General features: G+C 62.9%; 13 protein-coding genes and 1 pseudogene. 9 read left to right on the top strand and 5 right to left on the bottom strand.

The genetic code is table 11. The features are described 5' to 3' along the window. The first annotated feature begins 378 nt into the window (after window positions 1–378). The 3 genes from XI02_RS18555 (at window position 379) to XI02_RS18545 (ending at window position 3,050) form a co-directional block, all read left to right on the top strand. On the top strand, window positions 379–1,986 hold the full coding sequence (locus XI02_RS18555) for a HAMP domain-containing sensor histidine kinase (RefSeq protein WP_026192619.1): 1,608 nt from the start codon (window positions 379–381) through the stop codon (window positions 1,984–1,986). A 244-nt stretch (window positions 1,987–2,230) separates the two neighbouring features. Further along, window positions 2,231–2,434, top strand: a complete 204-nt coding sequence (locus tag XI02_RS18550) for a DUF1289 domain-containing protein (RefSeq protein ID WP_026192618.1) — start codon at window positions 2,231–2,233, stop codon at window positions 2,432–2,434. Window positions 2,435–2,459: 25 nt separating this feature from the next. After that, window positions 2,460–3,050 carry a TIGR02281 family clan AA aspartic protease gene (locus XI02_RS18545; RefSeq protein ID WP_018271055.1) on the top strand — a complete coding sequence of 197 codons (591 nt, stop codon included), beginning with the start codon at window positions 2,460–2,462 and terminating at the stop codon, window positions 3,048–3,050. Between the two features lie 21 nt (window positions 3,051–3,071). Here the strand turns inward: XI02_RS18545 and catC are convergent, their stop codons facing one another. Beyond that, window positions 3,072–3,362: a muconolactone Delta-isomerase gene (gene catC / locus XI02_RS18540; RefSeq protein WP_026192617.1), complete on the bottom strand. Its 291-nt coding sequence runs from the start codon at window positions 3,360–3,362 to the stop codon at window positions 3,072–3,074. Between the two features lie 98 nt (window positions 3,363–3,460). Further along, window positions 3,461–5,038: a 4-hydroxyphenylacetate 3-hydroxylase N-terminal domain-containing protein gene (locus XI02_RS18535; protein ID WP_026192616.1), complete on the bottom strand. Its 1,578-nt coding sequence runs from the start codon at window positions 5,036–5,038 to the stop codon at window positions 3,461–3,463. A 272-nt stretch (window positions 5,039–5,310) separates the two neighbouring features. Here XI02_RS18535 and XI02_RS18530 point away from each other — a divergent pair, with 272 nt between their 5' ends. From XI02_RS18530 to XI02_RS18510, 5 genes are all read left to right on the top strand, one after another. Beyond that, window positions 5,311–5,940 (top strand): FAD synthetase, encoded by a 630-nt coding sequence (locus tag XI02_RS18530; protein WP_125459134.1) that lies wholly within the window; start codon window positions 5,311–5,313, stop codon window positions 5,938–5,940. Beyond that, window positions 5,937–6,461 carry a flavin reductase family protein gene (locus XI02_RS18525; RefSeq protein WP_018271051.1) on the top strand — a complete coding sequence of 175 codons (525 nt, stop codon included), beginning with the start codon at window positions 5,937–5,939 and terminating at the stop codon, window positions 6,459–6,461. The genes XI02_RS18530 and XI02_RS18525 overlap by 4 nt, the downstream gene beginning before the upstream one ends. A gap of 71 nt (window positions 6,462–6,532) precedes the next feature. Beyond that, the gene (locus XI02_RS18520; RefSeq protein ID WP_026192615.1) at window positions 6,533–7,402 is read left to right on the top strand and encodes an intradiol ring-cleavage dioxygenase; all 870 of its coding nucleotides are present in this window, start codon (window positions 6,533–6,535) and stop codon (window positions 7,400–7,402) included. Window positions 7,403–7,470: 68 nt separating this feature from the next. Beyond that, window positions 7,471–8,649, top strand: a complete 1,179-nt coding sequence (locus XI02_RS18515) for a muconate/chloromuconate family cycloisomerase (RefSeq protein ID WP_018271049.1) — start codon at window positions 7,471–7,473, stop codon at window positions 8,647–8,649. A gap of 162 nt (window positions 8,650–8,811) precedes the next feature. Further along, on the top strand, window positions 8,812–9,729 hold the full coding sequence (locus XI02_RS18510; RefSeq protein ID WP_307724550.1) for a LysR family transcriptional regulator: 918 nt from the start codon (window positions 8,812–8,814) through the stop codon (window positions 9,727–9,729). A gap of 71 nt (window positions 9,730–9,800) precedes the next feature. Here the strand turns inward: XI02_RS18510 and dusA are convergent, their stop codons facing one another. Next, the gene (gene dusA / locus XI02_RS18505) at window positions 9,801–10,760 is read right to left on the bottom strand and encodes a tRNA dihydrouridine(20/20a) synthase DusA (RefSeq protein WP_016840633.1); all 960 of its coding nucleotides are present in this window, start codon (window positions 10,758–10,760) and stop codon (window positions 9,801–9,803) included. 184 nt (window positions 10,761–10,944) lie between these two features. Here dusA and XI02_RS45425 point away from each other — a divergent pair. Further along, a pseudogene (locus tag XI02_RS45425) lies at window positions 10,945–11,907 on the top strand (site-specific integrase); the annotation flags it as partial. 528 nt (window positions 11,908–12,435) lie between these two features. Here XI02_RS45425 and XI02_RS44885 read toward each other — a convergent pair. Continuing rightward, the gene (locus XI02_RS44885; protein WP_016840636.1) at window positions 12,436–12,651 is read right to left on the bottom strand and encodes a hypothetical protein; all 216 of its coding nucleotides are present in this window, start codon (window positions 12,649–12,651) and stop codon (window positions 12,436–12,438) included. A gap of 286 nt (window positions 12,652–12,937) precedes the next feature. Next, on the bottom strand, window positions 12,938–13,165 hold the full coding sequence (locus XI02_RS18495) for a DUF2274 domain-containing protein (RefSeq protein WP_016840637.1): 228 nt from the start codon (window positions 13,163–13,165) through the stop codon (window positions 12,938–12,940). Window position 13,166: the final 1 nt, after the last annotated feature.

Below are 13,166 nucleotides of genomic sequence, written 5' to 3'. Positions count from 1 at the left end.
CTTCCATTATTCCGAAATTGTGTGGACGCCCTCAATTGCGGCGACAGTGCACGCCACTCAAGAGATTCAGTTCTTCAGTTTGTTCATCAGATCGAGCCCTCGATATCTGAAGAATTAGCTGCGTGTCGTCTGGCGCTCTGGCGTTGAAATCTGTCTCCACCCTTAACCTTGTCTCTCCTGGTTACCTCGGAGCCGGAAATGGATTCGGTCGTCGCCGTGGCTCTCCTCGGGCCGACCGCGCAGCGCCCCGCGCAAAAGTTAATTTAACCCCCCGTTAACGCCTTTCTTTAGCTCTTTAAGGTAACGCTTAATGAATTAGCGTCACAGATAGACAATGCAAAAAGCCCGCGCGGTTCGCGGGCAGGATTTGTGTTGTTGATGAGTAATCCCGCAGAAAAGCCTGAAGTTGTAGCGCTTCCGGCAGGACCTCAGGTGACGGTGCCGGTGAACAGCCGGCGCGTCGCCGCGCAGCGGGTGCGCGAGGCGCGGGATCGGTTAACGTCAACCAGTGGAACCCGCCCGGCGTTCGACGCCGAACTGCTCCGCCAATACGCCCAGACCCGGATGTCGGCGTCCTACGTCGTGATGTTGCTCGTGGTGGCAACCGGCGTGCTGTTTGGCCTCTGGATGAAGCCGATCGTGGCCGGCGCCTGGACGGTCGGCATCCTCTGCGTCCATCTCGCCATCATCCGCAGTTGTTCCCGCTTCCTCGCCGAACCCACCTCGGTCGCGGTCACCCGCAAATGGCGGACGCGCTTCGTGCTGCTCGACCTGCTGTACGGCCTGTGCTGGACCGCAATCCTGATCCACCCCGCCGGGCGCGATCTCGCCTCCAACACGCTGATGATGTTCCTGATGCTGCTGGTGATCGCGGTCTCCAGCATGCTGGCCGCGAGCCTGCCGATCGCAGCCCTTGCGGCGACAGTTCCGGTGACGGTCGGGATCGCGCTCGACCTCGTGCTCAACGGCGCATTCGACAATTACGTGCTGGCGCTGCTCGCGCTGGCCGCCGAAGGTTATTTCGCTCTGCTCGCGCACCGCCTGCATTCGACCACGCTGGCGACGCTGGAGGCGCGCGCCGAAAAGGACGCGCTGATCGGCGAACTGGAGCAGGCCAAGGCGATCTCCGACGAGGCGCGCCACCGTGCCGAATCCGCCAACGTCGCCAAGTCGCGCTTCCTGGCCCAGATGAGCCACGAGCTGCGCACGCCGCTCAACGCCATCCTCGGCTTCTCCGAGGTGATGAAGAGCGAGATCTTCGGCGCGCATACCGTGCCGGTCTACAAGGAATATTCCGCCGACATCCATAATTCCGGCGTGCACCTGCTCAATCTCATCAACGAGATCCTCGATCTGTCGCGGATCGAGGCCGGCCGCTACGAGCTGAACGAAGAGGCCGTGGCGCTGGTGCATGTCGTCGCCGATTGCCACCATCTGTTGAAGCTGCGCGCCTCCAGCCGCGGCATCACCATCCACGAGGTGTTCGAGCACGGCATGCCCAGGATCTGGGGCGACGAGCGCGCCATCCGCCAGGTCGTGCTCAACCTGCTCTCCAACGCGATCAAGTTCACCCCGCAGGGCGGCGAGATCTGGCTGAAGGTCGGCTGGACCGCGTCGGGCGGGCAATATCTGAGCGTCAAGGACACCGGCAGCGGCATCGCCGAGGACGAGATCCCGGTCGTGCTGGCCTCCTTCGGCCAGGGCTCCAACTCGATCAAGTCGGCGGAACAGGGCGCGGGCCTTGGCCTGCCGATCGCGAAAAGCCTGATCGACATGCATGGCGGCACCTTCACACTGAAATCGAAGCTGCGCATCGGCACCGAGGTGATCGTCACCTTGCCGCCGGAACGGGTGATGAGCGCGCTGGCGCCGATGACTGAAGAAGCGCCGCCGATGCAGCCGCCGGAGCCCGTCGAGCCCGCGATGGGCGCTGACCGGAAACGCGTGCGCCGCAAATCGATCATGAGTGCCGGCACCGGATTGTAGAGCATGTCGCGGAAGATCGTGACGCGGTTATCGCCAGAGCCCCTTCCGTTCCGATGGATTCGGAACGGGGCTCCAGACTTTGGTTCTTTACGCGAACCGGTCTCCACTTCGCTCGAAAACGCTTTGGCAATAAACCCAAGGCGTTCGCGCCAGGACCATGCTCGCGACAAAAAGCCGAGGCGTGATGCAGCATCCCACGTCAGCCGGCTTGCACCGGCCGCCGAAACCGTTCAACACTTGAACAATGAGCTCAGAGACGCCGTGTATCGCAGTCTGCATGATGGACCCCAGGACGAAGCTCTGCTTCGGCTGTGGCCGCACGCTTCCGGAGATCGCGCGCTGGCACAAGATGGACCGCACGGAGCGGCTGTCGGTGATGGCGACGCTGCCGGCGCGCATGGCCGAGGCCGGGCTCGAGCGCATGGAGCCGCGTCCGAAGCGCGCGTGATCGGCGTTGCGGCGGGAGTTGCGCCGTGACCCGTATCCTCCTCGTCATCGTGCTGCTGATGGCAACCGCCGGCGCCGTCGTCGCCTATGGCGACCCCGAGCAGATCGCCCGCGCCAGGGAAAATCTCACCCAGATCTTCGGCCGCAGCATCACCGCCTCAGCCTCCACCCCCAGCTCCGCCCCTGCGGTGCAGATTGCGCGCGGCCAGGGCGGCGAGTTCGCGTTCCGCGCCAAGATCAACGGCGTCAGCGCCCCGATGGTGATCGACACCGGCGCGACCTCGGTCGTGCTGACCTGGGAAACCGCGAAAGCGATCGGGCTGCCGATCGATATGCTCGAATACAATGTCGACCTCGAGACCGCCGGCGGTCACACCAAGGCGGCGCGGCTGACGCTCGATCGGCTCGCGGTCGGCAAGCTGGTCGAGAAATCGGTGCCGGCGCTGGTGGTGCAGCGCGGGCAGATGAAGACCAACCTGCTCGGCATGAGCTTCCTCGACCGGCTCGAGAGCTGGGGCGTCCGCGCCGACACGCTGAGCCTGACCGGCTACCCCGACGTCACCGGCAGTATCAACACCTCGAGCCGCCATCGGCGTCCGCGCACGGCGGTCGATTAGCGCGACGGCCCCCACCCACCGCTATCGGTCGTCGTCGTGGATCGACGACGGGTGCCGGCACAGCGGCGTGACCTGGATCTCCATGAACGGAAACAGCGGCAGGCTGGACAGGATGTCGTGCAATTCCTGCGCGCCAGACACGTCGAAGATGCTGACATTGGCGTAGCGCCCCGCCACCCGCCACAGGTGGCGCCAGGCCCCCGTGCGCTGCAGCTCCATGGCGCGGACCCGTTCCGCCGCCTTCAGCGCGTCGACCTTCTCGACCGGGAGATCGTGCGGAATCCGCACATCCATTTCGACGTGGAACAGCATGATGACGAACTCTCTCAGCAATGGGGTGAAACGGCGTGGAGCCGCCGCAAGATCGCGGCGGCTCCATTGATCGGTCTATCAGATGCTCAGCCTTGTCGTCAGCCTTGCACCAGACCGCGGCTGACGAGGTTGATGTCGTCGGGGTTGACGAGGTCCTTCGCCGTCCAACCGGAGACGTCGTAGTCGCTCATGCAATTGCGGACGAAATCCTGCATGGCACCGAGGTCGCCGGTGGCGCTCGCGGCCATCAGCGTCTCGACGCGCAGGTTCTCGTAATTGCCCGCATAGTTGCGCTCGTAGAGCTCATGCCGGCCGCCGAACTCCGAGCCGACCGCGTCCCACAGCAGCTTCAGCAGCTTGATCCGGTCGATCGCGGCATAACCGTTGGAGCCGCGCACGAAGCGGTCGAGATAGGGCCGGATGGCCTCGCTTTCCAGATCGGCCGAACTCGACGGCAGATAGATCAGGCCGCTCGCGACATGACGCTCGATCAATTCCTTGATCCGCGGATAGGCCATCGGCGCGAACACGCGATAGGCCAGCCCGTAGTTCAGGTTCGGCAGGTTGTAGCCATCGGTCCCCTGCCAGGCGATCGGCGACTTCACCATCGCGTCGGCAATGCCGTGGAACAGATTGCGCCAGGCAATCACCTCGCCCACCGCCGTCTGCACGCCGCGAAAATCCTTCGACCCGGTCGCCTCGACCGCCATCGAGAACAGGCCGGCGATGAAGTCGAGCTTGACGGCAAGCCGCGTCACGCCGTGCAGCGTGAACCGCGGGATGAAGCCCGACGCCGGAAAGAACTGGTTGATCTTGTCGACGTCGCCATAGATGAAGACGTTCTCCCAGGGCACCAGCACCTTGTCGAACACGAGAATCGAGTCGTTCTCATCGAAGCGGCTGGACAGCGGATAGTCGAACGGCGAGCCGGTCGCGGCCGCGGTGAATTCGTAGGACGAGCGGGCAATCAGCTTGATGCCCTTGGCATCCATCGGCGCCGTGAAGATCAGCGCGAACGACTTGTCCTTGATCGGGATACCGTAATGCGCGATGAAGTTGTAATGCGTCAGCGCCGAGCCGGTTGCGACCACCTTCGCGCCGGACACGATCAGGCCGGCGTCGGTTTCCTTCTCGACATGCATGAAGACGTCGCGCACCTCCTCGATGGCGCGGTCGCGATCGATCGGCGGATTGACGATGGCATGATTCCAGAAGTCCAGACGCTCCTGGGTCCGGGCATACCACTTTTTCGCATTGCCGGCGTAGTCGCCATAGAAGCTCGAATTCGCCCCCAGCGTGCCGAGGAACGACGCCTTGTAGTCCGGCGAGCGGCCCATCCAGCCGAAAGAAACCTTCTGCAATTCGGCGATCGCATCGCGGCCCTTGACGAGGTCGTCGGCCGTTTTCGAGCCGAGGAAGAACGGATGGGTCAGCTGTCCAGAGCCGGTGTCGGTCAGGACGCCGATCTGATCCTTCTTCTCGTGGAAGCGGTCGTACCAGCGCGCCACCATCCGCGCCGAATTGCGAAAGGCGGGATGCTGGGTGACGTTCTTGACGCGCTCGCCGTAGATGTAGATTTCCCGGCCGTCCTGGATGCTGTCCAGGAATTCCGCACCGGTATAGACGCTGGTGGTTGACGCAGGCATGTCGGCCCGCAGGGCTGCCGCAGTAGTCATGGGTTTCTCCTCCGCTGGTGTCGTGGACCGGTGGCGTTGCCACACCGGCCCTAAGACCATCTCGTCACGCTCTTGGACGGCGTGACATCGGAGGAAACGCTACGCGCTCACCCGGAGCGGGCGAAAGGTATCACACCATACCGCGCGGACCGGCCCGGCTCGGGCTATGACTCGATGGCACGGACCGGACGGCAAGGATCGTCCGGCCGACGCGACGCCGCAGCTGACGCAGCCATGCGCAGCACGGCAAGGGAGCGAAACCGGAGCGAGCCATGGCCACGGGTTCAGGCACGGGTTTTGACAGCAGCGCTGTCGCTTTTCATCGCGATGGGGAATTGGCCCTCGACGCCTGCGTCGTGACCATCGGCGCATTTGACGGCGTCCACCGCGGCCATCAGGAACTGCTGCGGCAGACCATCGCGGCAGCGCGGCGCCGCGGCATTCCAGCCCTGGTCTACACCTTCGATCCGCCGCCAAAGGTGTATTTCGGCCAGGCCGAGCCGCTGATTTCGCTTCGCGAAAAGCTCGAGCGCATCGCAACATTCGCGCCCGACCACGTCGTCGTCGCCGATTTCAACCAGATCTACGTCCGGCGCACCGCGCTCGATTTCCTCGCCGAGTTGCATAAGCTGCAACCGCGCGAGGTGATCGTCGGCGAGGATTTCCGCTTCGGGTCTTGCAAGGGCGGCACCGCCCTGCTGCTGCGGCAGCACTTCAACACGCGCATCCTGCCGCCGGTGCGCTGTGGCAATGGCGAGATCGTCTCCAGCAGCCGGATCCGCACCTTGCGGCGATCCGGCCTTGCCGCCGCCGCGGCGACGCTGGAAAACTGGCGGGATATCGTGACCGCGCCACCGGCCGACCGATCCGGTTTGGCCCAACTCGAGGTCGCAAGCCGATGACCGCCATCGATCCGCGAGAGTTGCGCAATGCCTGTGGCCAGTTCGGCACCGGCGTCACCATCATCACGACGCATTGCGAGGGCCGCGATCACGGCATGACGGCCAACGCCTTCATGTCGGTCTCGCTCGATCCGCCGCTGGTCGCGATCTCGATCGCGAAAAGCGCGAAGATGCTCGGCAACATCCAGCAGACCGGCCGCTTTGCGGTCAGTATCCTCGCCGAGGGCATGGAGGATTTCGCCTGGCATTTCGCCGGCAAGCCAAGGCTCGACCTCTGCGACGTCTTCGAACGCCGCAACGACCTGCCTGTGATCGCCGACGCGGCGGCATATTTCGTGACCGATCTCGCCGATGAGATCGTCGCCGGAGACCACACGATCTTTCTCGGCCACGTCCGCGAGATGTCGCTGGAGCCCAGCAAGAAGCCGCTGCTGTTCTTCCGCGGCCGCTTCGGTGGCCTTGCCGACCCGCACCCTGCGCCCACGACGCTGGAGAATGCCGCTTACGAATTTGTCTGGTGAGACCAGCGACCGAGATTCCCGAAAACGGGGATGCAAGTTTGAGCAAACTGCAAGAAAAGGAGGAAACGACCATGCTGAACGTCAACAAGGACACCATCACCGACCACGTGATCGCCGCGCTCTCGAAGGACATTCCGGATCGCAACCGGCAGATCATGACGAGCCTGATCCGCCACATGCACGACTTCTGCAAGGAGGTCGACCTGACCTTCGCCGAGTGGTTCGCCGCGTGCGAATTCCTGCGCCGCGCCGGCGACATCTCGGACGAGAAGCGCAACGAGTTCATCCTGATCGCCGACATTCTCGGCGTCGAGGTGCTGGTCGACATGCTCGACCACCGCGTCACCGACGGCGAGAGCGAGTCGACCGTGCTCGGACCGTTCTATCGGGAGAACCCGCCGGTGCTGCCCAAGGGCGCCTCCATCATCAAGAAGACGTTCGACAACGCGCAGACCGTCAAGGTCAGCGGGCGCATCAGCGACACGGCGGGGCGGCCGATCGAGGGCGTCACCATCGACGTCTGGGAAGACGCGCCGAACGGCCTCTACGACCTGCAGGATCCGGAACAGCCGGCCTACAATCTGCGCGGACGCTTCACGACCGACGCCAACGGCGAATATGCCTTCGTGGCGCTCCGCCCCGAACCCTACCCGATCCCCTATGACGGCGCCGGCGGCGAGCTGCTGAAGTACATGGGCCACCATCCCTGGCGTCCGGGCCACATCCATTTCATGCTTTCGAAGGACGGCTATCAATCGCTGATCTCGCAGATCTACGATTCCGAGACCAAGTATCTCGACAACGACTCGGTGTTCGCCGTGAAGCAGAGCCTGATCGGCAAATTCGCCAAGGCCCCCGCCGGCGCCGACACCGACCTGGTTCTCAACTTCGACTTCAAGCTCAAGAAGGCAGCCGTCGAACGGCTCGTCGCCGCCGAGTAATACCCGTTGCGTCCTGCCAGGCTCCACCAGCCTGGCAGGGCTCATTCAGAACTGACCCGCGAGGACATATGAGTCGTGCCGTGATCGAAATCGCCGAGCCCGTGGAGCGAGTGCAGGCTCACGCAAAGGACACTGCGATCCGCAGCATCCGCGCCACCATCGTGGAGGCGCCGACCCGCCGCCGGCACAAGCTCTCGAACACCGAAGTCACGCATCAGGGTTACGTGCTGGTGCGCGTCCTGCTCGATAACGGCGTGACGGGCATCGGCGAAGCCTCGACGCTCGGCGGGCCGCGCTGGGCCGAGGAGAGCGTGGAGTCGATCAAGGCCGCGGTCACGAATTATCTGGCGCCGGCGCTGCTCGGACAGCCTGCCCTCGCCTTCGAAGCCAATGCCTTGCGCATGAGCAAGGCCGCCACCCGCAATTTCGCCGCCAAGGGCGCGATCGAGTCCGCCCTGCTCGACGCCGCCGGCAAGACGCTGGGCCTGCCCGCCAGCGCGCTGCTCGGCGGCGCGGTGCGCGAGCGCATGGAAGTGATCTGGGCGCTGGCCTCAGGCGACAGCGGCCAGGAGGTGGAAGAAGCGAAAGAGAAGCTGCGGCGCCGCGAGCACCGCCAGTTCAAGATCAAGTTCGGCTTCAACCGGCCGCAGGCCGATCTGAAGCGGCTGCAAGCATTGCGCGCCGGCCTCGGCGACGACGTGCGCCTGATCGTCGATGTCAACCAGGGCTGGACCGAGGCCGAATGCATCCGTTTCATGCCCGCGCTCGAGGAGCTGGATGTTGCCCTGATCGAACAACCGGTGTCGGCGCTGCAACTGGAAGCGATGGCGCGTGTCGCGGCCCGCACCTCGATTCCGTTGCTGGTGGACGAAGCGGCTTTCACCAAGGAGGACATCGCGCGCGCAGGCGCGATGGGTTGCGGCAGCGTCTACTCGCTGAAGCTCGTGAAGAGCGGCGGCCTGTTCGAAATGAAGCGCGCCGCTGCGGTCGCGGCCGCGCACGGGTTCGAGCTCTATGGCGGCTGCCTGTTGGAGAGCAGCATCGGCGCGGCGGCGCATCTCGCCGCCTTCGCCACCCTGCCCAGGCTCGAATGGGGCACCGAACATTTCGGTCCGCGAATCCTCGTGGAGGATCTGGTCGTCAACCCGATCAGATTCGACGAGTTCGAGATCTGCGCCCCTGATGGCCCCGGTCTCGGCGTAGAGGTCGACGAGGACAAGATCCGCGCCTTCGCCCGGAAGGACTAGCCGGATGACGCCGTTCCCGCGGACAATTGACAATCCGGGGACCCACGCCCAGTCTTCGCGCTGGAACCATCTCGATCATGCGCTGATGACCACGCGATATCGAACCCGGCAGGATTTTTCCACGGCTTCCCCGGAAGCGCGCGAGCAGGCGTTCGGCTAGCCGTGACCGATCGTGACGATGTCATGGATCTCAGGCGACTGGTCTATTTCGTCGCCGTCGCCGAGGAATTGCATTTCGGCCGTGCCGCATCGCGGCTTGCGATCGCGCAGCCGCCGCTCAGCCGGCAGATCGCGCAACTCGAGAGCGATCTCGGCGTCATGCTGATCGACCGGAGCCGCAGCCAGATCCGGCTGACCCAGGCCGGCAGCGTTCTGCTGGAGCGGGCGCGCGACGTGCTGGAGCGGCTCGACCGGACGCACCGCGAGATCAAGCGGATCGGCGAAGGCTTTTCCGGTCACCTGCGCGTCGCCTTCGTCGGATCGGCGACCTATGGCGTGCTGCCGAGCGTGATCCAGGCGTTTCGTTCGGCCTATCCCGACGTCGAGCTCGCGCTGTCGGCGATGAACAATGCCGAGCAGAAACGCGCTGTGATCCAGCGCGAGATCGATATCGCCATCGCCCGGCCCTCGCTCGACGACGAGGAGCTGAAGTCGGAGCCGCTGCTGCACGAGCCGCTGATCCTCGCGCTGTCAGACACTTCGTCCCTGCTCGAGCAGCAGGTCCCGCGACTGGCGGCGCTGAAGGCCGAGACGTTCATCCTCTACCCGCGCAAGCCGCGCCCGAGCTTCGCCGACCACATCCTCAACATCTGCCTCGAAGAGGGTTTCATTCCGAAATCGCAGGTGCTGGCCCAGGACTACCAGACCGCGATCAGCCTGGTGTCGGTCGGCGTCGGCATCGCGCTGGTGCCGAAATCGGTCTCGGAGGCGGAGCGGCCCGGCGTCGCCTATCGCGCCTATGAGGGACACAATCCGGGCACTGCGCTGTCGCTGAACTATCGGCGCGACAACCGGATGCCGCATCTGTTCAATTTCCTGAAGGTCGCACAGGACGTCACGCGGCGTCAGCGCAAACCGTAGAGCGTTTTCGAGCGAAGTGGATACCGGTTCGCGTGAAGAAAACGCGTTAAAATAAAGAATCTAGAGCGCGCTCAGGCCGCGACCGCCGCCGGCGCGCGATCGTCAACGCGTGCGATCGCCTCGCGCAGCACGTCGATGTCAGCCCCCGGCCGAACGCCGTTCTCCGCGAGATACCTGCGGAACGCACGCGCGCCGGGGACGCCATGGAAGGCGCCGACGAAATGCCGCGTGATCGAATGCAGCCGGGTGCCCTCGGCAAGCTGCCGCTCGATATAGGGCAGCATCGCCGCGAACACGTCCTTCATCGTGGCGTGCGGCGGAGTCTCGCCGAACAGCTCGGAATCGACGGTAAGCAGCCGCCATGGCTCCTGATAGGCCGCCCGCCCCAGCATCACGCCATCGACATGCGCCAGATGCCGTTTCGCCTCGGCAAGACCGGTGATGCCGCCGTTGATGATGATGGGCACGTCCGGCAATGCCGCCTTGAGGCGATAGACCCGATCGTAGTCGAGCGGCGGGATGTCGCGGTTCTCCTTCGGCGACAATCCGTTGAGCCAGGCCTTGCGCGCGTGCACGACCAGCGCATCCGCGCCCGCGGCAATCACACTGCGGGCCAGCGTGTCGAGCGCGACTTCCGGATCCTGGTCGTCGATGCCGATCCGGCATTTCACCGTCACGGGAATCCGCACCGCACGCTTCATCGCCGCAACGCCTTCGGCGACCAGCGCGGGCTCCGCCATCAGGCAGGCGCCGAAGCGGCCATCCTTCACCCGATCGGAGGGACATCCGACATTGAGGTTGATCTCGTCGTAGCCGAAATCCTCGCCGATCTGCGCGGCGGTCGCGAGATCGCGCGGATCGGAGCCGCCGAGCTGCAGCGCCACCGGATGCTCGCTGACGTCGAAGCCGAGCAGCCGCGCCCGATCGCCATGGATGATGGCGCCGGTCGTCAGCATCTCCGTATAAAGCCGCGCTCGCCGCGACATCAGCCGATGGAAGACCCGGCAATGCCGGTCGGTCCAGTCCATCATGGGCGCCACAGAAAAGCGATAGTCTTGATATTTCAACAACTTATCCTATTGTTTCAACGGACTAGACCGGGAACAAGTGCACTCGTGTGCACTCCAAACTAGCCAAAATTGCACACGCTTGTACCGCATTTGATCTCGCGGTGCACACGTAGCGCACACGAAATCGCAGTGGAGTGCACACGCCATGCCGACCTTTACAAAGCTGAAATCGGGAAGCTGGCGCGTTCAGGTCAGAAGGAAAAATGAGTACGTCGCGAACACCTTCATCCGGCGGCGTGACGCCGAAGAGTGGGCCATTGACGTTGAGCGTTCAATCGATCGGGGCACTCCAATTCGACGCTCCCGGTCCCACGAGCAACCACGCATCTTTTTCGATTTGATCGCGTTGCATCTCGATGATCTTGCCCAGGTCGGTAAGCCAGTCAGACGCTCGAAGTTCATGGTGTTGAAAGCACTCAAGACTTCTCTCGGGCGAGTGAACATCAAGGACATTACTCGCGAGAAGCTGATCGACTTTGGAAAGAAACGAGCTGCGCAGGGCGCCGGGCCAGCAACCCTTGCGATCGATTTTTCGTTCATCCGAGCCGTGCTCCTGCACGCCGCCGCAGTTCACGGCATTACTGTATCCGTCGAAAACGTTCAGTTGGCCCGTGCGGCGCTTAAACACCTCGATCTCGTTGGAAAGTCTAACGAGCGCGACCGTCGCCCCACTCAAGACGAACTCAATCGACTGATCGAATACACTGAATCCAACCCGCTACAATTTATCCCGCTCGGTAGAATTATTCGCTTCGCGGTAGCGACCGCAATGCGCCAGGCGGAGATTTGCCGAATAGAATGGTCTGATGTCGACATGACGAAACGAACGGTCACCATACGCGATCGCAAGGACCCCCGGCGGAAAGATGGAAATCATCAAATAGTCCCCCTCCTAAATTCGACGGGCTATGACGCATGGCAACTGGTTTTGGAGCAACGGGTCGTCACGCGCGGAATTGGGCGGGTGTTTCCCCATCATTCGAAATCGATCGGAGCTACGTTCCGCAGATCGTGCAAGAACATCGATCTCGACGATCTATGTTTTCACGATTTGCGACATGAAGGCACGAGTCGCCTGTTCGAAGCAGGCTATTCGATCCAACAAGTTGCGATGGTAACGGGCCACAAGGATTGGCGAATGCTGCGGCGGTATACAAACCTGAAACCCGAGGATCTGCACAAGGTGCAAGAAGGCCGAGCAACCGTCCGTGGAGCAATTCATGGCAATGCTCGCCGTGCGCTAGAATGTATACTGATTAATCCTGAGCACGACGCGTCCGCCACTGAAAGCAGACAGCGGCCAAAAAGTCGGTATGTCCGCTATGGGCTATGTCGTGCTGTGGTGGTCGCCCACCCATCTAGGCCTTTTTTGGCGAAGAGCGCGCTATGCAACCCTAGGCTTTTCGGCTCTAGTGAAGCTGAGCGCAGGGGGTGTACCGCGCCTTGGGCTCATCAGCGGCCTCAGCAGCCTGAGCTAGGGCCGCACCTCATTTCGATGAGCCGGGGCCCGACAAGCCACCCGTATTCATCTGGAATGAAGTTCGCCTCGAACCGCAGCATATGCGCAGCGTTCATCGTGTTCTTATTGCGTCTCGCCCGACCGTCTCTAAGGGCGGCCGGGCTTTGCGAGCGGGCGTCACGCCCGTTGATCGGCTGTGCAGTTCTTCTTGAAATCGCTCAACTTGCGCACGTAGTAGCCTTCGCTTTGGACCGCCTGCCTGATCTCGTCGCTTATCCTAACGACCCTCTTCTTACTCTTGCGCCATTTGCCCTGAGCGCTAATAGCCGGCACCGGAAATCCCTTTCTCACGACGAGCAAATCGCGCCTGACGTTCAAATATACCTCGACCATGTCGTCTCCAAAAATGCTTGAAAATACTGTTCAAGAACAGAACGAGGCTCACAGAAATGCAACCGCGTCTTTGAAAGCTGCTGGTGAACATCGGGGAAAAGGCCCTGTTCGGGTGCCAATCGCCGACTCCGGCGGTGTGCTAATGCCACAGTCCCGGACGGTGACCGGCACTATGGCCGTCCCCCCTTCCGTCGTCCCGAAATGAAGCTGCAAGAGAAGCGGCAAAGGAGACCGCCAGCGCTGAGCTGCTTTGAACGAAAGCCGCAACGAGCTGAGAGGTAGACATCTAGGATGCGGTGGCACCCAAAGACGCCGCCCTTCTCGCCTTACGAAAATCTGCATCGCTGTCGAGAAATGCCTCCAGCATGAACGGTATCAGTTCGGTCACCTCTTCCTTGTCGCCATAGGTTTCTGCGTAGAAGACAGCGTATTCGCGCAGCCGCTGCAGGAGGCTCGGGGAGAGCACGATGGTCATCTTGACCGGCGTACGCTCCGGTAGCTTTGCCAGCTTCATC

It is taken from the genome of Bradyrhizobium sp. CCBAU 21365, from assembly GCF_015291305.1.
GTDB lineage: Bacteria > Pseudomonadota > Alphaproteobacteria > Rhizobiales > Xanthobacteraceae > Bradyrhizobium > Bradyrhizobium elkanii.
Note: the sequence above shows the minus strand (reverse complement) of the source record. Positions and strands in the feature narration are given on the sequence as shown.